Below are 22,777 nucleotides of genomic sequence, written 5' to 3' on the forward strand. Positions count from 1 at the left end.
CCATGGCTTCTAAATCTACCCTGACGCAAATCATCCAGCAGTGGCAAGCCGGCGATAAACAGGCGGAAAGTGAGTTGTACCAATTCGCTTACCTACAGCTGCGTAAAATCGCCCAACAGGAACGTGAACGCAACGCAGAGAAATACGGCACCGACAACAAGGTGCTTTCTGACAGCGTAAACAGCACCACGGCGCTCATTCATGATGCTTATTTGAAAATGTCTAACTGCGACATGAGTGAGATTGAAACCAAGCGCGACTTCTTCTTAATGGCAGCCAAAGTGATGCGCCAAATCTTGATCGACAACGCACGCGCCCATCAAGCGCAGAAGCGCCAACACATCACCTTGATGAAGGAGGAAGAAGATCGCTTCGAGCAACTCATCATCATGGATAAAGCGCTCGACAGCTTCAGTGTGCGTTACCCGCGTCAGTCTAACGCTTTGAAGCTCAAGTACTTGATGGGTATGAAAAATCAAGAGATCTGTGAACTGCTGGAGTGCAGCGCCAGTTTGATTGAAAAAGACTTAAAGTTTTCACGCAGTTGGCTGCACTCAAGAATGGCGCACGCGTAACATCATGACAAAAAAATACTGGATTGCAGGCGCACTGGGTATCTGCTTGATGGCAAGCTATTGGCTTTCAGATGAACAAACGACAGCTGTCGCTGCCAATATCAAACCTGCACAAAATAGTACTGATAAGAAAGACGCCGCTCATGGTGAGCGCGCTTCTTTGATTGAAGTAAAACAAGCTTTAACCTCGTCAGCACTAGAGCGGAGCAACGATCTCGCCTTTGAAAAAGCTCTCGAATCAACCTTGTCAGAGCATCCTGAACAGGTTCCAGATGCTTTTGGATCATCGGTGGTCAATTACTCCGGAAGTCTGACTCAAACCTACGTTAGCAACAACCCAAACCATGATTCGACAGACAACGGCAAACCGATCATTAACCTTGCGGTGGAACAGCAGCTTCAAACCATCATCTTTGGTTGGGAGCTAGCACAGAACAACCCGATCAACTATTCGTTGGGGTTGGAGCAGCTGTTTGAAGATCCTGAAGGCGACCTTCTCACCACCCGAATTTGGTTGGAAAACGCCAATGGGTTAAGTGTCCTTAATCAAGGACAGATCATGTTGCAAGGCGCACCAAAGTCCTTCAACCAAACGACCTTTCTGGCTGTATCAGCTCGTGATGACCACCACGGCACAGAAGACCATGCTTGGGTAACGACACGCTTTGAGCTACCAGCAGTAATCGAAGAACAAAATGATACCGAGCACCCTCTCATTGATGGCATTGTGTATCGCCTGGAAACCACAAACTTACTTGGTGGGAAAAAATACGCCTATGAAGTGGTGTACTGTGAGGCATTCAAATTTGTCGAAGAAGAAGTCTTCTATGCGGCTGCCAACAACAAAACCCATTGCCCTGAAGAGCATGAATTAAAGAAAGTCGGTCAGTATCAGATCAGCGATGAATCATTAATAGTGCAAACAAGCGACTCACAACAAATCTGGACCACCAAAAAGGTCTACACCTCACGCGTACACAAAGAAACCGAAAACTACTTCATCACTGTTTTCGACAATAATCGCTTCGAAAGCTACACCATGCAGAAGAACAAACGATCAATGGAAGAGCGTTTGAACGTCAATACAGGAGAGAAGCTGTATCAATCCGCCCGATTTGATCTGCTTATTCCGACTGCCGGTGGCTATCGCCATGCGCTTGCTGGTAACTATATTTTTGACCGACGCTTCGCTCAAGGTAATGAGTATTACGACGGTTTCGACTCAGATCTCAACATAGTCGCGTCTAATAGCGACTTATTTGCTCATGAATTCTGTCAGTTTTGGGACACCTCAATCATCGCTGGTGAAGGGATGTTTAGCGATGTGATTTCTTACTCCAACAATACCTATTGCGCGACTGCTCCTAAACCGTCGGCATACGCTTATGTCTATTTCAACAATGACTACCATGCCAATGACGTTTTTCTTCAGGGTGAAGCTTATAGCTACATCTTGCGCCCACTTCCTCAATACGCCAATAGCGTAGAGGAGTTGAAAATGAATATGACTTATTACGAACCTATTAGTTCAAAAACCACTCACAAATGAGAAAAAAGTCAAAATATGTATCTGTATTAAATAGCAGCCACCTCAAACCGCCATTCACTCCACTAATCAAGGCTACAAAAAATATTCAAAGTTTTTTACGGTTTTTTTGTGGCTTTTCGTGTCTTGAAGCCGCTTCCAAAACCGATCCAAAATGCGCTGCTTTTTCAATCTCACTAGTGAGATTGAAAGATAAAACGATAAAAAGCGACTTTCTCATTCGGAAACGAAACAAGGATTAAAACAATGAATAAGGTGAGTTTACTAGCAGCGTCAGTGGCTATCGCGCTAACAGGTTGTGGTGGTTCAGATGGTGGTTCAAACGGTGGCAACTCTGGTGTAGTGATCACAGGCTTCGATGGCTACTTCAAAAATGCTGTGGTATTTGAAGATCTGAACAACAATGGTCAATGGGACACCAATGATACATTCCTTGGCCTAACCGATGAGAAAGGTCAGCTTAAAATCAAAGCAAAACCAGAGAGTACTCTGGCACTGCAAACTATCACGCCAAACGGTGCAAAACAGAAACAGCTTATCGCTTTAGATCCTGCTTACGCAGGTACTTACACTGTAGATATGGATCACCCAAGCCAAGCGATGGCACACGAACTGGTTTTCCGCGCACCAAACTCTTCTAACGTTATCTCACCAATCACTGACCTTGTTGCAATTGAAATGGCAAACGACAGTGCGCTAACGGAAGAGGAAGCAGTAGCAAAAGTAAACCAAGCTCTTGGTGGTACGGAAGAAGCCCCTATCGACCTATACAGCGATTTCGTTTCGGGTGTAGATAAAAGTGCCGAACTACATAAAACCGCTCAGATTCTGACGGAATCTAAAGCGCAAAACCCGGCAAACTACGAGAAAAAAGCAACTGAATTCGCGCAAGCAGCTGATCAAGAAGTAGACCGTCTGGTGGAGTCTGGTGCAGATATCAATGATCCAAACCTACGCCCAGTAATCACTGACAGCACACCAGAAAGCGAAAACCTAGCGCCAGAAACCGTAGTCAACAATAAGCTTGTTGTTAGCGAAGACGTTGAAGAAGTTGCCGAAGAGAAGCTAGATAACCTACCTGAAATCGTTAAAGGCGCGAGCTTCGATGGTGTTGAACTGAACATTGAAGGTCTATTTAAAGACAAAGACCAAAACCTGGTGACGCCTAAACTGTCTCACAATCTAGGTGGAACTGGCATCGACGTTCGCATTGAAGGCAACCAATTGATTCTTTTGCCAGCTGCTGAAGTCACCAAAGCAGGTGAGTTCGAAATCATCCTAACAGCAGAAGATAAAGACTCTGCAGGCAAAGCGCTTTCTACTGTAAGCACTGTATTTGAGCTGGACATCGAAACAGCAAACCAAGCACCAATCGTCATTGAAGAAGAGCAAAAACGCCTTCAAAGTATCGTTGATGGCTGGCAGCTACAACAAGGTGAAGCTTTCGAGCAAACTCTTGATATCTCTGGTCTATTTAAAGACGAAGATGGCCAACTAGAAGAGTATTCAGCGGAATCGATCTCTATCGACGGCTTGTCTATCGATGAAAACGACAACGCAATCATCACTATCGAAGGTACACCAGAAAAAGCTTACGCTGCAGGCCAAACTTTTACCGTTAACGTAGAAGATAACGAAGATGGCAAAACTCGCGTAACCTTTAAACTACCAGAAGTGAAAGAAGGCGCTACGCCGCCGCCAGTTGTACCAACGCTAGGCTTCACTATCGACCACTTTAACGGCAAAGCGGCAAAAATGGGCAGCTTCGCACGCAACGATGGTGAAATCGGTCATGCGATTCTTATGAAAGATACCGAAGGCCTACTATGGTGTTGGGGTTCAAATGATGATGAGCAAGGCGAAGAATACTCGGCAAACATCAGTGATAACCTAAGCAACTCTTGGGAATCAGAGTACGACCCATACGCGATTTTGGCAAAACTGGACAAGCTACCAAACTACGCGGCTTACCAAAACAAAGATTGTTGGGACGTAGAGCTCAAAGACGGCAAATTGTACGACGATGAGGGTTCTGAGTACGAAATGCTTTACCAAAACAAAACCACACAAGGCGAATACCAAATCCTTGTGAAAATCGATGGTGATGAGTTGTTCTGGTTTGATTCAACCAATGCACCTTTCGCACAAGCACTACCAGTGAGCGAAAAGGTCACAAACGGTAAGGTTGAATTTGATATGACGGTAGAGAGCGAGACCGTTGCTCAAGACGAAACTGAACTATTCTATGCTGCAGGTAAGTTTGAGTACGCTAACGGTGTTTACGAGTACGAGTCTATCAAACCAGAAGGCTTCTACACTCCAGGTAACTGGACTATCTCTCTAGATAGCGAAACAAATCGCGAAACTTTGATTCTAGAAGAAACAGGCTCAGAGTCTGATTACAAAACTCGTCACCGTAATGTAAACCGCGAGTTTGGTGACTTCTACATCGGCATCAACTCAAGCGCAGAGCAAGATGGCTCAGTGTCTGCTCCTGAGTTTGGTCTGTACTCAGACTCTCTAGAAGCAATGGAAAAAGTGATGGAATCACTACCTTTGATAGAAGACTAATGAGTAAAGACAAACAAGTACTATCGAAACCTTGTTGTAGCCAGATTCATCTGCATCGCCGACGCAGAACCTTCTGGGAAAAGTGCAAAGGCATCAAAGAAGTATACTGTTGCGCTAACTGCCACAAGGAAACCCAACTCAAATAGCTCCTCTATTTGAGGCCGCAAAAAAGCCCCGCTCAAGCGGGGCTCTTTTGTATCTGTTTAATTACTTCACACAAATCACATTGAGTAAGGATGTACCCGTGAGCTGATTCGGTTCTCGGTCGGCAAACAAGCCCTTCTTATCTTTACCCCAGTAAGGCAACTGCAGCGGCCAGTTGTTTTTCTCCATCACTCCAGACGCACGCAGCGTTTTGAATTCCGAGGCACTCGCCAAGTCCATACTTAATTGCTGACATACCTTTTTCGAGCTCGCATAGTTTAAGCGGTTCCAAGGCTTCCCATGTTCCATGTAGAACTGGTTGTTGTTCTCGACCAAGTAAGGCACCACAAACGTTTTACCTTTCAGAATCGTCTTCAATCGTACCTGCACTGTATCGTTACTGATAATAGGCTGAGCAGGTTTAGGCGCTTGAGTCGGTTTCGCCGCTGGTTGAGAAGCTTGCTTCGGTACTGCCTTAGCAGGCGCCTCTTTCGCTTTAAAAGCGTCCGTATTCGGGCGAGTCGCGGCAACTGGAGCAACGGGTGTCACAGGCTTTGCCTTCGCGGCAGGTTTCGGCGTCGGCTTAGTTTGCTTCACTGGCTCTGACGTACCTTTGCCAACCACACGAATAAAGGCTTCTTTATAGGTCGACAAGGTTTTGACTCGCTGTAAATCCTGCGAGGCTTTGGCAAATTCAGTATAAGGACCAATAAGACATCGGTAGCCTTTTTGCTCTGGCTTCATCCAAACATCGGTGGTGATTTTGCCGTAGATCGGTTTGGCTTTGGCTAAAGACATCGGTTTTGGCAACAAACCACATTGAATCCAGAAGAAATCATTGCCTCCCTGCGGCACTTTCTTTCCCCATACCCCTTTCCCGATCGGACAAGATTGCTCAAGTACTGGCAGTTCTTTGTTACTCGCTTGAGAAGCTTGGCAAAGAAAACCCTCCGCGAATACCGGTGTCGAAAATTGGGCGCACGCCAACAGCAATCCAAGGCTCAAGCCGGATTGGACGATACGAGAGGAGTGTTGTGCCTTCTTCATTTCCATACGCTTCACTCTGAACAGTAGGTGATGAAATTATCGCGACAAAGCGTCAATAAAACATGAATAAAAAGTGATAAGCAAAAAAAGAGCCGGAATTGCATCCGGCTCTCAGTTTAGAAAGAATTTTATGAAATAGGCAACGTATAGGTGCGTATTTTAGTGATTAACCCTTGTAGATTTTCGGGTTGAACACGTCACGCAACCAGTCACCTAATAGATTGATAACCAGTACCAGCGTTACTAGCACGATACCTGGGAAGGCCGTAATCCACCATGCACCAGAGAAGATGTAGTTAAAGCCGATGCTGATTAGCGCGCCTAAAGATGGCTGATCTACCGGAAGACCTAAACCTAGAAATGACAATGCCGCTTCCGACATGATCGCGTTCGCTACCTGCACTGTCGAGATAACCAAGATTGGCGATAGACAGTTCGGCAGAATATGACGGAACATGATGCGCGGCGCTTTAAAGCCCATCACACGCGCCGCTTCGACGTATTCTTTCTTCTTCTCTGCCAATACCGAGGCACGAATAGTACGCGCGTATTGCGGCCATTCTGCCACACCAATGATCACCACCAGCATGACTACTGCATATTGGCTGTAGAAATCACTGCCAAAGCTGGCTTTGAAGATTGCCGAGACGATGATCGCCACCATCATGGTCGAGAACGACAACTGCACATCAGCAAAACGCATCAAGAAGCTATCAATACGGCCGCCGAAGTAACCTGCAGACAAGCCTATGATGATGCCCAGTACCAACTGAAGACCAACCGCAAGGAAGCCAATGGTCAAAGACAGGCGAGAGCCATAAAGAATGGTCGATAAAATATCGCGACCTTGCTCATCAGTACCTAACACAAAGCGCTCATCGCCATCTTCCATCCAAGACGGTGGCAACTCAGAATCCATGATGTCGATGGACGTCAGATCGTACGGATCTGTCGGTGCCAGAATTGGTGCGGCCAACGCCAACACTAAGAACATCATAAAGACGGTAAAACTTGCCATCGCAACTTTGTCGCGCTTGAAGTAATACAGAAAATCTGACTCTTTAAAACGCTGCCACGCTGACGGTGCGGCTGCAGGAGCTGGTGTTACATTTGATTGGCTCATGATTAAGCTCCTTTTCCAGTTAGGTTCACAGTTGGGTTGATGATGCCGTACAACAAGTCAACGATGGTATTGGTTACCACGAAGATCAGACCAACAAAGATAACGTAGGCAGTGATCAGCGGTGTATCTACACGGTTGATTGCCTCTAGGAAAAGGAAGCCTGTACCCGGCCATTGGAACACGGTTTCAGTAAGAATGGTGTAAGCCACCATAGTACCAATCTGCACACCACCGACCGTCAATACAGGTAACATGGTGTTCTTAAGTGCATGTTGGTAATAAATCTTTTGTAAGTTCAGGCCTTTTGCTTTGGCGAACTTAATGTATTCCGAGCTCAGTACTTCCAGCATTTCTGAACGTACCAGACGGATGAACAACGGCAGCATGATAGACGCTAGCGCAATACACGGCAGGATAAGGTGCTTGATACCATCAATGGTAAAGAAGCCAGATTCCCAACCAAGCACATTAGCGGTCTCGCCCCGTCCGTAGGAAGGTAGCCAACCAAGTTCTATGGAGAAGACATACATCAGCATGATTGCGGTTAAGAACACCGGAATCGAGATACCGACACTACTCATCGCCATGACGAATTTCGTAAAAATACTCTTCGGGTGAATCGCGGAATACACCCCAAGTGGTATAGAAAAAACAATAATGATGAGCGTCGCACCAAACACGAGCTCTAGCGTCGCCACCAGCTTATCGAGAATCACCTCAACCGCAGGTCGCTTGAAGAAGTAAGATGTACCTAAATCACCTTGTAGCGCATTGCCCACAAAGCGAGTGTACTTTGTGATAAAGGGATCGTTCAGGCCCAGTTCGTCACGCAGCGCTTGACGCTCCGCTTCTGAAACCGACTGACCTACAAGCTCACGCAGCGGGTCACCCAGGTTATCCTGAATGGCAAACGCCACCAAACTGATCACAAACATCACTATCAGTGCCTGAAACAGGCGCTTGACCAGAAACGAAAACATTCCTTGCCCCTTAACTATCCATAGATCTCTATTCAGAGAGAAAATTCAGTCTGTAAAACCAACTCAGTCCGACTGAAACAAAACTGAGTCGAGTGCTTTAAGTTGAGGAGGGACATCCATCCCTCCTCAAAATCGACTAACCGTGATTATTCAACCACTAGGTCACCGAAGTAAGGCATTACCATTGGGTTAACGATGTCTGCCGCTTTCACGTTAGACTTCGCGCCCCACGCTTCACTTTGCCAGTGTAGCGGTACGAATGCTGCGTCGTTGTATAGCGTTGCTTCTACACCTTTCAGCATTTCTGCACGTTTCGCAGGATCCGTTTCTACGTTCGCAGCTTCAACCACTTTGTCCATTTCTGGGTTTGAGTAGTAACCACAGTTGTACTGACCACGACCAGTATCTTCGTTACGAGTCATGGTTAGGAACTCGTTGAAGTTCGCTGAATCTTCCGTATCTGAGTGCCAACCGATCATCAACATGTCTGCCGCACACTTGTCGAACTCTGGCCAGTATTGCGCTTTTGGCATGGTCTTCAGATCAACCTTGATGCCGATCTTAGACAGCATTGCCGCCGCTGCTTGCGCGACTTTCGCATCGTTCACGTAACGGTTGTTTGGCGCGATCATCGTTAGCGTTAGGCCATCTTCGTAGCCCGCTTCTTTCATCAGTTCTTTCGCTTTCTTCAGATCGTAGCGAGGAACCAGTTTGTCATCGTGACCTACGTAACCTGCTGGGCTTTGCTGACCAGCTGCCGTTGCGAAGCCTTTCATGATTTTCTTCACGATGCCTTCGTTATTGATTGCGTGAACAATCGCTTGGCGAACGCGAACGTCTTTCAGTGCTTCGTTGCTGTTTTGGTTTAGTTGGAACGTGATGATACGAGTACCAGGTAGCGTTACTAGGTCGATGCCGTCTGCATCTTTCACACGTTTGTGATCGTTTGGCGCAACAGGGTGAATCATGTCAACACCGCCAGAAAGTAGCGCAGCTACACGAGTTGCGTCTTCTTTAATTGGTACAAGCGTTAGCTTATCAACGTTACCTTTCGACTCTTTGTCCCAGTAATCTTTAAAGCGTTCGAATTCCACTTTTACGCCCTGCTCACGAGAAGTCACAATGAATGGACCCGTGCCAGATACGTTAGTCGATGCAAATGAGTTACCGTGCTTCACTAGCTCAGACTTGTCTTTGCCATCTTCTGTCTTACCAGAGTAGAACTTGCTGTCCATTGGGAAGATGTAAGTCGCCGTTTGCAGCACAAGTGGGTAAGGACCTTTAGTCACTAGATCCACTGTGTAGTCGTCAACCTTCACGATTTTTTCGTACGGGTCGAAGATAGCTTTGAAATCTGGAGAGCTTTGTAGACGTTCGAAAGTCCATACTACGTCGTCCGCCGTCATGTCGTTACCAGAGTGGAACTTAACACCTTGGCGTAGCTTGAAACGTACCGTTGTATCGTTCACACGTTCCCAGCTTTCTGCTAGACGAGGTTCAAAGTCCATGTCTTGTGTGAAACGAACTAGTGGATCAAATACCATGTGTGACATTTGCAGCGTACCGCCTGATAGCTGCTCATGCGGGTCTAGCGATACTGGGTCAGCTGCGTAGCCAACTTTGATATCTGCTGCCATTGCGTTAAAGCTTAGGCCCGCTGCCATTAGCGCCACTGCTAATTTGCTTTTCATGGTTTTCATTTGCATAACTCCTTCATGCGGGAATTCGAATCCCTTGTTGTGTTTGCGTCTTTGTTATGACTAAGGTTTGTTGACCTTGATGGTCAGCCAAGCGAAAAACTTGGTTTATGCCGTTTTGATTTCTTCTCTCAAACCTGTGAATTCAGGCATCAGAGAAATCAGTTTCTTGCTGTATTCATGCTGAGGAGCGGTAAATAGCTGCTCAGTTGGCGCCACTTCCAGTAGCGTACCCATCTGCATCACACCCACTCGGTCACACATTTGGCGAATAACCGGTAAGTCGTGGCTGATAAACAACATGGTGAGGTTGAGCTCACTTTGCAGATCTTTTAGCAAGTTCAGAATTTGTGCCTGTACCGATACATCCAACGCTGATGTCGGTTCGTCACAAATCAGTAGTCGAGGACGGGTCGCCAGTGCACGCGCAATAGAAATACGCTGACGCTGACCACCGGAGAATTCATGAGGGTATTTGACGCCCGCCATTTTGCCCAAACCTACGTGATCAAGCAGGTCATTCACAATCTGACGCGTTTCCGCTTCATTCTTAGTGAGCTTATGGAAACGAATTGGCTCCGCGATGATGTCGAAAATCTTCATACGCGGGTTCATTGAAGTATATGGGTTTTGAAAGACCATCTGCATTTGACGACGCAGTGGACGACGCGCTTTTTCTGATTTCAGCGCCGTTAGGTCAATGCCTTCAAAACTTACTTGGCCTGAGTTTGGTTCATACAAACCTGCAATCACACGTGCGATGGTCGATTTACCTGAGCCAGATTCCCCCACCAAGCCAAACGTCTCGCCTTCGTGCACTTCAAAGCTGACATTGTTTGAAGCCTGTACGTATTCACGGCGGCTTTCAAACAACGAATCTTTGGTCACGAAGCGTAGGTTTACGTTCTTCACATCCAATAGAGGGCCGGCGTAGTCGCGTTGGTCTTGGCTTTGACCTAGCCAGTGGTTCTTGATGTCCAGTTCTTGTAGCTCTGTTGCTTCTTCGATGTAGCTCACTAGTGGGAAGCGATCGAGTTTAATGTCAGAACGAGGAACCGCAGAAATCAAGCTGCGTGTGTATGGGTGGTCAGGATCGCCCAATACCTTAGCGGTTGGGCCAAATTCAACCAAATCACCACGATACATAACTGCCACACGGTCAGTCACGTTTGAAACCACACCCATGTCGTGCGTCACCAACATACAACCTACGTTGTTCTTGATACACAGTTCACGGATTAGGTTTAGGATTTGGTCTTGGATTGATACGTCGAGTGCCGTAGTTGGCTCATCGGCAATGATCAGATCTGGCTCACCAGCCAGTGCGATAGCAATAACCACACGCTGACGCATACCGCCAGAGAATTGGTGTGGGTACTGTTTAAGACGGTTTTCAGGTTGAGGGATGCCAACCTGCTGCATAAGAGAAAGCGCACGTTGATACGCCTCTTCATCCGACACCTTCATGTTGGCGTGGATGGTCTCTTTCAATTGCTGCTCAACCGTAAATAGAGGGTTAAGCGAGGTCATTGGGTCTTGAAAGATAAAGCCAATCTTAGAGCCGCGAACCTTACGCATCGCTTCTGGCGTCAAACCAGAAATTTTCTCCCCATCAAGGTACACATCGCCGCTGGCAACACGACCCGGAGGACTAAGCAAATCAATAACGGCGTTACCAACGGTGGATTTACCCGCACCTGATTCGCCAACAACACCCACAATTTCGCCACGATCGATATGAAAGGAAAGCGATTTCACGGCCGCATGGACACCGTGACGGGATGGATATTCAATACGAAGGTTTTTCACCTCTAATAGTGACATTTCAGACCTCTACTGCCTTGTCTGTGGTATCGAATCGCGCAATGAAAGCGCCATTCATCACCTGAATGAATCCGTTCAAATTCAGAATAATACTCTGAAATCTTAATGCGGAGACAATTTGGCAAAAATTACACAAAAAAGCAACAATTAAAGTATATTCCGCCTAAAAAACATTATTTACACGCACAATGAGCGAATAGAAATGCATTAACAAGTATTTAACCATTTTCATAGCACACCATTTTTGTGCGTTACGCACCAATAAAAACAGAAAAATGCTCTAAATTTACGCATAAACTCACTATTGATAGTATCCCTATTATTCACACGCTATTATTAACATTTACCAAACAATATTCCGTTCTTATTGGGATTTTCGACATAAAATGTTACTAACAAAATAGTCTGCATACATAAAAAGCCAAAATTCCCCTACACACATAGAGGTGAAAACGTGAGCAGATCTGCAAAACAAATGAAATCTGTCACCTAACCTAGGTTATGCGTCAGTTATGCGATTTTGTGATTAAGCTAATTTTCTATCGATTGAAAACGCTCTCTGAACTGGGGGCTTTGGTAGGGGAAAAGAGAAGATCAGCCACCAGTTTTGCGCTTTCCACTGTCATTTTGAGTGAGATAAGAGATAATCAAACTCTAACGTCGAGTAGTGAATGAAGGAGCCCCTGTGCTTAAAGCGATATTTTTTGATATGGACGAGACTTTATGTGGCACATCTCAAGCCGATAAAGTAGCAGGACAAGAGTTTGCCGATTGGATTGCTCAAACTTACCCTCAGGTCGCTGACTCCACAGCCTTCGTGCAACGCTACTTACAAGGTGTGTATAAGAAGCTAAACGACGAATTCCCTCAGCTTATTGCTCTACTGCCAGATGAAAATGCGTTCCGCTGCGGTTTAATCCAAACCATCTTGGCAGAACAAGGTATCGAGATCGATGCAGAACAAGCGCAGCAGGCACAAAGCTTCTTCGATTCAGCTCGAATGGGGGCTTTTACCTTCTTCCCAGGCGTGAAGGAAATGCTGACTGAGCTACGCCAACACTACAAATTGGTGGTAATCACTAACGGCCCTATCTTCTCCCAGCATCCAAAGCTCAAAGCGACACAAATGAGTGAGTGGGTGGATCACATCATCGTCGGTGGCGAAGAGCCCGAAGAGAAGCCTGCTGCAAGTATCTTCCATAAAGCACTCAACCTTGTTGACGCAAAACCAGAAGAAGCGATTCATATTGGTGATTCTCTACCAGCCGATATTGCGGGTGCCAACAACATGGGCATTCTGAGTGTGTGGGTTAACGAGGCAGGCACAGCAAATCCAACCGATATCAAGCCAAACTACGAAGTGAAAGAGACGGTTGAGCTCAAAGAAATTCTAAAAACGCTCGCTCAATAAAACGCTTAACTCAAGAAACACAAAGCCCTAGCTATCGTGCTGGGGTTTCTTTTATCAGCTCGAAAAGCATTTGGATCATGGATGGTCAAAAGCTCCCAGAGCTGTACATTTTTGGCAGAATTGAAAGTGGTGTGAGAGTTTTTGAGGATGAGAAACGTAAAAAAGCCCCTGTCTTTCAACTGGGGCTTTAAATCGTAGTCGGTCAAGAGCCATATTCTAACTTCAGGCGAACCCCAGTTGGGTTCAAACCCATTGAAATATTGCCGACTCATCTAGTCCAAGCGATATCACTAGCTCTAAAACGACGAAAGCCTGCTAAGAAGCAGGCTTTCTAATGGTGGTCGGTAAAGAGGATTCGACGCGGCAGGGCTCCCGGCGGACTGGCGTTCCAGCCCACGCCCCTCAGATCCCAACATTCTAAATTTCAAATGTAAAAAAGCCTCAGTCTTTCGACTGAGGCTTTAAATAGTGGTCGATGAAGAGCCATATTCTAACTTCAGGCGCCCCCCCTCTTGGGTTCAAATCCATTGAAATATTGCCGACTCATCTAGTCCAAGCGATATCACTAGCTCTAAAACGACGAAAGTCTGCTAAGAAGCAGGCTTTCTAATAGTGGTCGGTGAAGAGAGATTCGATCGGACTGGCGTTCCAACCCACGACCCTCTGGTCCCAACATTCTAAATTTCAAATGTAAAAAAGCCCCAGTCTTTCGACTGAGGCTTTAAATAGTGGTCGATGAAGAGCCATATTCTAACTTCAGGCGAACCCCCACTTGGGTTCAACTCCATTGAAATATCGCCAACTATATAGTCCAAGTAAAATCATAAACTCTAAAACGACGAAAGCCTGCTAAAAAGCAGGCTTTCTAATGGTGGTCGGTGAAGAGGGATTCGAACCCCCGACCCTCTGGTCCCAAACCAGATGCGCTACCAAGCTGCGCTATTCACCGAACTGTATTTGCTGATTCTCTCAAATCAGACAGGATACTTCAACTAAGAAGTCACCTTAATTAATGGGGTGGCTAACGAGATTCGAACTCGCGACCACCGGAATCACAATCCAGGGCTCTACCAACTGAGCTATAGCCACCATCAATTTTTGCTGTTTACCGCTCTATTATAGCCATAAACTAAATAGTGGTCGGTGAAGAGGGATTCGAACCCCCGACCCTCTGGTCCCAAACCAGATGCGCTACCAAGCTGCGCTATTCACCGACGAATTTTGTTTCGACTCTTGGGATATCTGAATCAAAACTGGAAACTTCATTAACTTAATGCGTTACCGAAATAATGGGGTGGCTAACGAGATTCGAACTCGCGACCACCGGAATCACAATCCAGGGCTCTACCAACTGAGCTATAGCCACCACTATGTTCGTGCCTTTGATTTGTATTCCGGAATGGCACGCCCGAAAGGATTCGAACCTTCGACCTTTGGCTCCGGAGGCCAACGCTCTATCCAACTGAGCTACGGGCGCATGCCCCATCGGCGGAGAGGAATAATACGGATATCACACTATGCCGTCTAGTACTTTTTTTACTTTTTTTCTCGTTTGGTCTCTTTTTCGACAGTTATCTGCCTTTAAAGAGAATTTTTGATGTGATTCACGCCCTGTCATGGATAACTTGTTGTTTATTGCAACAAGTTATCGGGATATAATCACCCATTATTTACATTGATTTAACAGCTGCAACTTGGTTGTTTAATCACTCTAGACCGTTAGATAAGGTTTTCTGCTCACTATAGAAGCAATCGCGTAAAACTTTCTCCAACGGCTCTAAATACTCTAACTATATAAATAGGTAAGTCACTTACCTCGGGAATGTGAAGTGGGTTTAATGGATATGTCTCGACGAATGATTAGCGTTTTGTTCGCTGCCTTAACTTTCTCTACGGCAGCTTTAGCTTCTGACATCAGCCAAACTGAATACGATGCGATCGCAGAACGCATCAAACCTGTCGGTGATGTTTATCTTGCAGGAGCAGAACCAGTAAAAGCAGAGCCAACTGGTCCACGTGATGGTGCGTCAGTTTACGGTACTTTCTGTATTGCTTGTCACGCATCTGGCGTGAACGGCGCGCCGAAAACTGGTGATGCGACAGATTGGGCACCACGTATTGCACAAGGCAAGGACGTGTTGACCAACCATGCAATCCAAGGCTTCAACGCGATGCCTGCTAAAGGTACGTGTATGGACTGTTCTGATGACGAAATCATCGCAGCCATCGACCACATGATTGAAGGTCTATAATAAAGACATCAACGAAAAAGGCTTGCCACATGGCAAGCCTTTTTGTTTTTAGTCCGCCGTAACAACGCTGCACTACTTCTTAAACATTGCTCGAATATTGGCGATGTGTGCTTGGCCTTTTGCCATACGCTCTTCTGCCGATACTGGCTTTTTGTTTACTTCCCATTCAACGTCATCAAATGGCAGCTCATCTAAGAAGCGGCTTTGCGTCGGCTTGATCAATTCACCAAACTGTCGACGTTCCTTACACATGGTAAAAGTCAGCTCGCGCTGTGCACGGGTAATACCCACGTACATTAGGCGGCGTTCTTCTTCAACGTTGTCTTCATCAATACTGGTTTGGTGCGGCAGAATGCCCTCTTCCGAACCAATCAAGTACACGAACGGGAACTCGAGGCCTTTCGAAGCGTGCAGTGTCATTAATTGAACCGCATCGCTATCTTCATCTTCTTCACCACGTTCCATCATGTCGCGTAGGGTAAGACGTTGAACCACCTCTTTTAACGTCTTCTCTTCTTGGTCGTAGTTGTCGCCTTCTAGATCGGCCACAATCCAAGAATAAAGGTCAGAAACGTTCTTCATACGCATTTCAGCCGCTTTCGGGCTTGCTGACGTTTCGTATAGCCAATCTTCGTAATGAATATCACGTACAAGCGAACGCACCGCTTCAACCGTATCACCTCGCTCAGCTTGATCAGCAATAGCTACCAACCATTGCGTGAAACGGCGTAGGTTCTCTAGGCCACGGCCGGTCAGGTGCTGCTCCAATCCCATTTCAAAGCTGACTTCAAACAAACTCTTACCACGCATGTTGGCGTAGCTACCCAACTTCTCTAGAGTTACGGGACCAATTTCACGACGCGGCGTATTCACAATACGTAGGAACGCGTTGTCATCATCTGGGTTCACCAATACACGTAGGTACGCCATAATATCTTTGATCTCTGCTCGAGCGAAGAAAGACGTGCCGCCAGACAGTTTGTATGGCACACGGTTTTGCATCAATGACTTTTCAATCAAACGTGATTGGTGGTTACCACGATATAAAATAGCATAGTCTTTATATTCGGTGCGGTTTAGGAACTTGTGCGCAATCAATTCACCCGTTACGCGCTCCGCTTCGTGCTCTTCATTTTTAGCTAGCAACACTTTGAGCTTTTCACCGTCAGGAATTTCCGAGAACAGCGATTTCTCATACACGTGTGGGTTATTCGCAATCAAGATGTTAGCTGCACGCAGAATACGGCTAGTCGAACGGTAATTCTGCTCCAACTTAATCAAGCGCAAATTTGGATAGTCTTCACCAAGCAACACCAAGTTTTGCGGCTTAGCGCCACGCCATGAATAGATGGATTGGTCATCGTCGCCTACAACAGTTAAACGACCGCGCTCGCCAACGATGAGCTTCACCAAATCGTATTGGCTAGTGTTGGTATCTTGATATTCATCCACCAATAAGTAGCGAATGCGATTTTGCCAGCGTTGACGCACTTCTTCGTTATTACGCAGCAGTTGCACGGGTAGGGAAATCAAGTCGTCAAAATCAAGCGCGTTATACGCCTTCATCTGCTTTTGGTACATCTCGAAGCAGAATGCAAAGAGCTGTTGTTGCTCACCTTGAGCCAGCGCTTTGGCTTGCTCCGGTGTCAGCATGTCGTTCTTCCAGTTTGAGATTGAACTCAAAAGTTGGCGCAACAAGTCTTTGTCACCATCAAGCTGCTTCTCTGTTAGCTCTTTGAGTAGCGCGAGCTGGTCTTGGTCATCAAACAATGAGAAGCCAGCTTTCAAGCCAAGGTGCTTGTACTCGCGCTTGATGATGTTCAACCCTAACGTGTGAAACGTCGAGACCATCAGGCCTTTCGATTCAGATTTACCTAGCGTTTGGCCAACACGCTCTTTCATCTCGCGTGCCGCCTTGTTGGTAAAGGTTACCGCAGCAATATTGCGTGCCTTGTAGCCACACTGCTGAACCAAATAAGCGATTTTATTGGTAATAACACGAGTTTTACCCGAACCAGCGCCCGCTAGCACCAAGCATGGGCCTGATACGTACTTAACGGCTTCGTCTTGTCTGGGGTTCAGCTTCATAAAAATTCTCTGCGGGTGGAAATAGTGGCGCCTATGATAAAGGGGTGAGTGTGTGAAAGCTACGGTCATTTTCACGTAATTTTTACACAGAGAGTTGCAACATTTTGTTACATAACTGACCAGTCTTTGCGCTATAATGAATGAACGTTCATTCATTGGGTGGTGTGGTTATGACCTATAACACTACTGGAGATAAATACGAGCAAATCATCGCAGCTGCCGAACGCTTAATTGCTGAATCGGGTTTTCATGGTCTATCCATGCAAAAGCTCGCAACTGAAGCAGGTGTCGCAGCAGGCACGATTTATCGATATTTCTCAGATAAAGAACATCTTTTAGAAGAAGTCCGCCTTACCGTTACCAAACGTATCGCGGAGGCCGTTCAAGCGGATGTTCATGACGATATGCCCCTGAAAGAGCGTTACCGCACTATGTGGCTCAATATTTGGCACCTTGCTGGATCAAATTTAGACACCTTAAGTAATCGTGTCCAATATGAATCACTGCCTTGTGGAAATCGTAAAAGTACTCGGGAACTTGAAAGGCAAATGTTTGCCCAAGTAGATCGTCTTTTTAATCAAGGCAAAGTGGAAGGGGTATTTAAACCTCTCGATAACGAAATTCTTTCAGGGTTAAGTTTCGAAGCTAGTGTTGCGCTTGCTAGAAAACATGCTTTGGGATTTTATCAGTTGGATGAAGACGCGTTGGAAGCAGCCGTTGAAGCCAGCTGGGATGCAATTATTAAACACTAACTTGGAGTTCTTAATAGAATGAAAAAGTGGACTTTCTTTATGTTACTTATCGCGATTCTTCTGTTCGGAAGCGTGATAGGTTTCAACTTATTCAAGCAACAGAAAATTGCTGAATACATGGCGAATCGTCCGGAACCAGAATTCCCAGTAACCGTAACAGAAGTACAAGCGGTTGATTGGGTTCCTGTTATCGAGGCGATCGGCTTCATTGAACCTAACCAAGGTGTCACTGTTGCGAACGAAACCAGCGGTGTGATCGACAAGATTTCTTTCGACTCTGGTACTCAAGTTGAAGAGGGCCAGCCTTTGGTTCTTCTAGACTCTGAAGTAGAAATCGCAAACCTTAAGAGCTCTCAAGCTAAACTACCAGCGGCTCAAGCTAAGTACAAACGCTACCAAGGCCTTTTCAAAAAAGGTTCTATCTCTAAAGAAGCGTATGACGAAGCAGAAGCAAACTACTTCTCACTGAAAGCGGATATCGAAAGTCTTAAAGCGACCATCGACCGCCGTGAAATCAAAGCGCCTTTCGCTGGTGTAGTTGGTATTCGTAACGTTTATCTTGGTCAATACCTACAAGCAGGTACTGACATCGTGCGTCTTGAAGACACAACGGTAATGCGCCTGCGTTTCACCGTGCCTCAAACAGACATCTCTCGCATCAAGCTAGACCAAGAAGTAGACATCTTTGTTGATGCTTACCCTGATAAGCCATTCAAAGGTTCTATCTCTGCTATCGAACCTGCGGTTAACGTTCAAAGTGGTCTGATCCAAGTTCAAGCTGACATTCCAAACAGCGATGGCAAACTTCGTAGTGGTATGTTCGCTCGTGCAAACATCATTCTACCGAAGTTAGAGAATCAAGTAACACTGCCACAAACGGCTATCACCTTTACCCTATATGGCGACAACGTGTACATCGTAACTGAAGAAGACGGTGAAAAACGCGTTAAGCAACACGTGGTAAAAGTGGGCGAACGTACTAAAGACATCGCGCATATTCTAGAAGGCGTGAAACCAGGTGATGTAGTGGTAACGTCGGGTCAAATCCGTCTAAGTAACCACGCGAAAGTGACCATCGTTGAAGATTCGGCACTGACACCACCTGCTGAAACACCAATGCTTTAATTGGAGGCATCATGCGCTTTACTGATGTTTTTATTAAACGTCCAGTTTTAGCGGTATCGATCAGCTTTTTGATTGCGTTGCTTGGCTTACAAGCCGTATTCAAGATGCAGGTTCGAGAATACCCTGAAATGACAAATACGGTGGTTACTGTAACCACCAGTTATTACGGTGCAAGTGCTGACTTGATCCAAGGCTTTATTACTCAGCCTTTGGAGCAAGCCGTCGCGCAGGCCGATAATATCGACTATATGACTTCATCCTCGGTTCTAGGTACGTCTACCATTACCGTAAACATGAAGTTGAACACCGACCCGAATGCGGCGCTGTCTGACATTCTGGCGAAAACCAACTCGGTTCGTTCACAGCTTCCAAAAGAAGCAGAAGATCCGACAGTAACCATGTCGACAGGTTCGACTACCGCGGTACTGTACATTGGTTTCACCAGTGATGAACTGTCTTCGAGCCAGATCACCGACTACCTTGAGCGTGTAATCAACCCGCAGCTATTTACGGTAAACGGTGTATCGAAAGTTGACCTATACGGTGGTATGAAATACGCACTGCGCGTATGGCTAGATCCAGCGAAAATGGGTGCACTTAAGCTGACAGCGACAGATGTGATGGGCGTGTTGAATGCCAACAACTACCAATCTGCAACTGGTCAGGCAACAGGTGAATTCGTTCTTTACAACGGTAGCGCAGATACTCAGGTATCCAACGTTGCTGAGCTAGAAGCTCTGGTTGTTAAAACTGGCGACGGTGATGTGATTCGTCTTGGCGATATTGCGAAAGTAACGCTAGAGAAGAGCCACGATATCTACCGTGCAAGTGCGAACGGTCAGGAAGCAGTAGTTGCAGCAATTAACGCGGCACCGAGTGCTAACCCGATTAACATCGCAGCTGATGTTCTTGCGCTATTGCCTCAATTAGAGCGTAACTTGCCAAGTAATATCAAAATGAACGTGATGTATGACTCAACCATCGCAATCAACGAATCAATTCACGAAGTTGTGAAAACCATTCTTGAAGCAGCGGTGATCGTACTTGTGGTTATCACCCTATTCCTAGGTTCATTCCGTGCGGTTGTGATTCCTATCGTTACCATCCCGCTATCACTGATTGGCGTAGCTATGGTGATGCAGGCAATGGGTTTCTCGTGGAACTTGATGACACTTCTGGCAATGGTACTCGCCATCGGTCTGGTGGTGGATGACGCGATCGTTGTTCTTGAAAACGTCGACCGTCACATTAAAGAAGGCGAATCCCCGTTCCGTGCAGCCATTATCGGTACACGTGAAATTGCGGTACCAGTAATTGCAATGACCCTAACGCTGGGTGCGGTATATGCGCCAATCGCGTTGATGGGTGGTATTACAGGTTCGCTATTTAAAGAGTTCGCGTTAACCCTAGCGGGTGCGGTATTTGTATCCGGTATTATCGCATTGACTCTATCACCGATGATGTGTTCGAAGATGCTTAAGGCCAACGAAGAGCCAAGCAAATTTGAGCAGAAGGTACATCACGTATTGGATGGCATGACCAACCGTTACGAGAAAATGCTGACATCAGTGATGGCACACCGTCCTGTGATCATCGCGTTTGCGATCATTGTATTCGCAAGTTTGCCGATTCTGTTCAAGTTCATTCCAAGTGAACTGGCACCTTCGGAAGATAAAGGTGTAGTTGTACTAATGGGTACAGCACCATCAAACGCGAACTTGGACTACATCCAAAACACCATGAACGACGTAAACAAGATTCTATCTGACCAACCAGAAGTAGAATACGCTCAGGTGTTTAACGGTGTACCAAACTCAAACCAAGCATTCGGTCTAGCAACTCTGAAACCTTGGAGTGAGCGTGAAGCAAGCCAAGCTGACATCACTAAACGTGTAGGTGACCTTGTTTCTCATGTACCAGGTATGTCGGTAACTGCATTCCAAATGCCAGAGCTTCCTGGTGCAGGTTCAGGTCTACCGATTCAGTTCGTTATCACTACACCAAACAGCTTCGAAAGCCTGTTTACTATCGCGAGTGATATCTTGACTGACGTATCGAAGAGTCCAATGTTCGTCTACTCGGATCTGGATCTGAACTACGATTCAGCAACGATGAAGATCAGCATCGACAAAGACAAAGCAGGCGCATACGGCGTGACCATGCAAGACATTGGTGTGACGCTAAGTACCATGATGGCGGATGGTTACGTAAACCGTATCGACCTAAATGGACGTTCATATGAGGTTATCCCCCAAGTAGAACGTAAGTGGCGTCTAAACCCAGAGTCGATGAAGAACTACTACGTACGCTCAGTTGACGGTAAAGCAGTGCCACTTGGCAGCTTGATCACGATTGATGTTGTCGCAGAGCCTCGCTCACTACCTCACTTCAACCAGCTAAACTCAGCAACGGTTGGTGCAGTACCAGCACCTGGTGTAGCGATGGGTGATGCAATCAACTGGTTCGAAGACGTGGCACAAAACAAACTGCCATCAGGCTACAATCATGACTACATGGGTGAAGCTCGTCAGTTTGTAACGGAAGGTAGCGCACTATACGCAACATTTGGTTTGGCACTGGCGATCATCTTCCTAGTACTGGCGATTCAGTTTGAATCTATCCGCGATCCAATTGTAATCATGGTATCGGTACCGCTAGCGGTATGTGGTGCATTGATTGCTCTGGCGTGGGGTACGGCATCGATGAACATCTACTCGCAGGTTGGTTTGATTACCCTGGTTGGTCTGATTACCAAACACGGTATCTTGATCTGTGAGGTAGCGAAAGAAGAGCAGTTACATAACAAACTGTCTCGTATCGATGCGGTAATGGAAGCTGCGAAAGTTCGTCTTCGTCCAATCCTGATGACAACAGCAGCGATGATTGCAGGTCTTATCCCACTGATGTACGCAACAGGCGCAGGTGCTGAACAGCGCTTTAGTATCGGTATCGTAATCGTTGCTGGTCTGGCGATCGGTACGCTGTTTACGCTATTTGTACTGCCTGTGATTTACAGCTACCTAGCTGAGAAACACAAGCCACTGCCGGTGTTTGTTGAAGACAAAGACTTGGAAAAGCTAGCTCGTGTGGATGAAGCAAAAGCCGCTCACCGCGAATTAGCAGATAACAAGTAAGCATAAAGCACTAAGAAAAAGGTCACTTCGGTGACCTTTTTTATTGCTGCTCTCTTTTTTGCCATCTAAATGGCGACTTTCCCGTATCATTTACATAGAATGTGGGCAAATCAAAAGGAGTTTTAGCCACTATGTTTGACCCAAAGAAATTAGAGCAAATCGCTAAACAAATTCACGAATCAATGCCACAGCCAGTAAAAGAGCTAGGCGCGGATGTTGATCAAAAAGTTCGCCAAGTAATCCAAGGTCAGCTAAACAAGCTAGACGTTGTTAGCCGTGAAGAATTCGACGTACAAACTCAAGTTCTACTGCGTACACGTCAAAAGCTGACAGAGATGGAAAAGAAATTGGCTGAGCTTGAAGAAAAGCTAGCTGATAAATAAGCGAGAAGCGAGAAGCGAGAAGCGAGAAGCGAGAAGCGAGAAGCGAGAAGCGAGAAGCGAGAAGCGAGAAGCGAGAAGCGAGAAGCGAGAAGCGAGAAGCGAGAAGCGAGAAGCGAGAAGCGAGA

Annotated in this window: 15 protein-coding genes and 5 tRNA genes; 9 read left to right on the plus strand and 11 right to left on the minus strand. The window is 46.3% G+C overall.

The features are described 5' to 3' along the window. The first annotated feature begins 2 nt into the window (after positions 1–2). From ATB78_RS04690 to ATB78_RS04700, 3 genes are all read left to right on the plus strand, one after another. Positions 3–575 carry a sigma-70 family RNA polymerase sigma factor gene (locus ATB78_RS04690; protein ID WP_005429961.1) on the plus strand — a complete coding sequence of 191 codons (573 nt, stop codon included), beginning with the start codon at positions 3–5 and terminating at the stop codon, positions 573–575. Between the two features lie 4 nt (positions 576–579). After that, the gene (locus ATB78_RS04695; protein ID WP_061007926.1) at positions 580–2,124 is read left to right on the plus strand and encodes a hypothetical protein; all 1,545 of its coding nucleotides are present in this window, start codon (positions 580–582) and stop codon (positions 2,122–2,124) included. A 243-nt stretch (positions 2,125–2,367) separates the two neighbouring features. Next, on the plus strand, positions 2,368–4,692 hold the full coding sequence (locus ATB78_RS04700) for a hypothetical protein (protein WP_061007927.1): 2,325 nt from the start codon (positions 2,368–2,370) through the stop codon (positions 4,690–4,692). 207 nt (positions 4,693–4,899) lie between these two features. On the opposite strand, the gene ATB78_RS04705 is transcribed toward ATB78_RS04700, so the two are convergent. From ATB78_RS04705 to ATB78_RS04725, 5 genes are all read right to left on the minus strand, one after another. After that, the gene (locus ATB78_RS04705) at positions 4,900–5,889 is read right to left on the minus strand and encodes an SPOR domain-containing protein (protein WP_061007928.1); all 990 of its coding nucleotides are present in this window, start codon (positions 5,887–5,889) and stop codon (positions 4,900–4,902) included. 160 nt (positions 5,890–6,049) lie between these two features. Next, positions 6,050–7,006: an ABC transporter permease gene (locus tag ATB78_RS04710; RefSeq protein WP_005533496.1), complete on the minus strand. Its 957-nt coding sequence runs from the start codon at positions 7,004–7,006 to the stop codon at positions 6,050–6,052. A gap of 2 nt (positions 7,007–7,008) precedes the next feature. Beyond that, complete coding sequence (locus tag ATB78_RS04715; RefSeq protein ID WP_020196664.1) at positions 7,009–7,986, minus strand: ABC transporter permease; 978 nt, start codon at positions 7,984–7,986, stop codon at positions 7,009–7,011. Positions 7,987–8,132: 146 nt separating this feature from the next. Next, a complete protein-coding gene (locus tag ATB78_RS04720) occupies positions 8,133–9,686 on the minus strand; it encodes an ABC transporter substrate-binding protein (RefSeq protein WP_038877076.1) in 1,554 nt (517 codons plus the stop codon). A 105-nt stretch (positions 9,687–9,791) separates the two neighbouring features. Beyond that, positions 9,792–11,507 carry an ABC transporter ATP-binding protein gene (locus tag ATB78_RS04725; protein WP_039841159.1) on the minus strand — a complete coding sequence of 572 codons (1,716 nt, stop codon included), beginning with the start codon at positions 11,505–11,507 and terminating at the stop codon, positions 9,792–9,794. A gap of 685 nt (positions 11,508–12,192) precedes the next feature. Here ATB78_RS04725 and ATB78_RS04730 point away from each other — a divergent pair. Beyond that, complete coding sequence (locus ATB78_RS04730; protein WP_061007929.1) at positions 12,193–12,918, plus strand: HAD family hydrolase; 726 nt, start codon at positions 12,193–12,195, stop codon at positions 12,916–12,918. A gap of 872 nt (positions 12,919–13,790) precedes the next feature. Here ATB78_RS04730 and ATB78_RS04735 read toward each other — a convergent pair. The 5 genes from ATB78_RS04735 to ATB78_RS04755 form a co-directional block, all read right to left on the minus strand. After that, a tRNA-Pro gene (locus ATB78_RS04735) sits at positions 13,791–13,867 on the minus strand. 64 nt (positions 13,868–13,931) lie between these two features. Then, positions 13,932–14,007: transfer RNA gene (locus ATB78_RS04740), tRNA-His, on the minus strand. 48 nt (positions 14,008–14,055) lie between these two features. Continuing rightward, positions 14,056–14,132 (minus strand) — tRNA-Pro (locus ATB78_RS04745). A gap of 76 nt (positions 14,133–14,208) precedes the next feature. Then, positions 14,209–14,284: transfer RNA gene (locus tag ATB78_RS04750), tRNA-His, on the minus strand. A 34-nt stretch (positions 14,285–14,318) separates the two neighbouring features. Beyond that, positions 14,319–14,395, minus strand: a tRNA-Arg gene (locus ATB78_RS04755). Between the two features lie 361 nt (positions 14,396–14,756). Between ATB78_RS04755 and ATB78_RS04760 the strand changes: the two genes are divergently transcribed. Then, positions 14,757–15,170, plus strand: a complete 414-nt coding sequence (locus ATB78_RS04760; RefSeq protein ID WP_061007930.1) for a cytochrome c5 family protein — start codon at positions 14,757–14,759, stop codon at positions 15,168–15,170. A gap of 72 nt (positions 15,171–15,242) precedes the next feature. Here the strand turns inward: ATB78_RS04760 and rep are convergent, their stop codons facing one another. Next, on the minus strand, positions 15,243–17,258 hold the full coding sequence (gene rep, locus ATB78_RS04765; protein WP_009705430.1) for a DNA helicase Rep: 2,016 nt from the start codon (positions 17,256–17,258) through the stop codon (positions 15,243–15,245). Positions 17,259–17,428: 170 nt separating this feature from the next. On the opposite strand from rep, the gene ATB78_RS04770 reads away from it, so the two are divergent. The 4 genes from ATB78_RS04770 (at position 17,429) to ATB78_RS04785 (ending at position 22,652) form a co-directional block, all read left to right on the plus strand. Further along, positions 17,429–18,010, plus strand: coding sequence for a TetR/AcrR family transcriptional regulator (locus ATB78_RS04770; RefSeq protein ID WP_009705429.1), 582 nt, complete (start codon positions 17,429–17,431; stop codon positions 18,008–18,010). Positions 18,011–18,028: 18 nt separating this feature from the next. Next, entirely contained in the window at positions 18,029–19,135 is a 1,107-nt protein-coding gene (gene vmeC / locus ATB78_RS04775; RefSeq protein ID WP_038893733.1) for a multidrug efflux RND transporter periplasmic adaptor subunit VmeC, read from the plus strand. 11 nt (positions 19,136–19,146) lie between these two features. After that, the gene (gene vmeD / locus ATB78_RS04780) at positions 19,147–22,269 is read left to right on the plus strand and encodes a multidrug efflux RND transporter permease subunit VmeD (protein ID WP_005434659.1); all 3,123 of its coding nucleotides are present in this window, start codon (positions 19,147–19,149) and stop codon (positions 22,267–22,269) included. 131 nt (positions 22,270–22,400) lie between these two features. Beyond that, positions 22,401–22,652 (plus strand): accessory factor UbiK family protein, encoded by a 252-nt coding sequence (locus ATB78_RS04785; protein WP_005427244.1) that lies wholly within the window; start codon positions 22,401–22,403, stop codon positions 22,650–22,652. Positions 22,653–22,777: the final 125 nt, after the last annotated feature.

It is taken from the genome of Vibrio sp. CUB2 (assembly GCF_001557945.1).
Classification (GTDB): domain Bacteria; phylum Pseudomonadota; class Gammaproteobacteria; order Enterobacterales; family Vibrionaceae; genus Vibrio; species Vibrio owensii.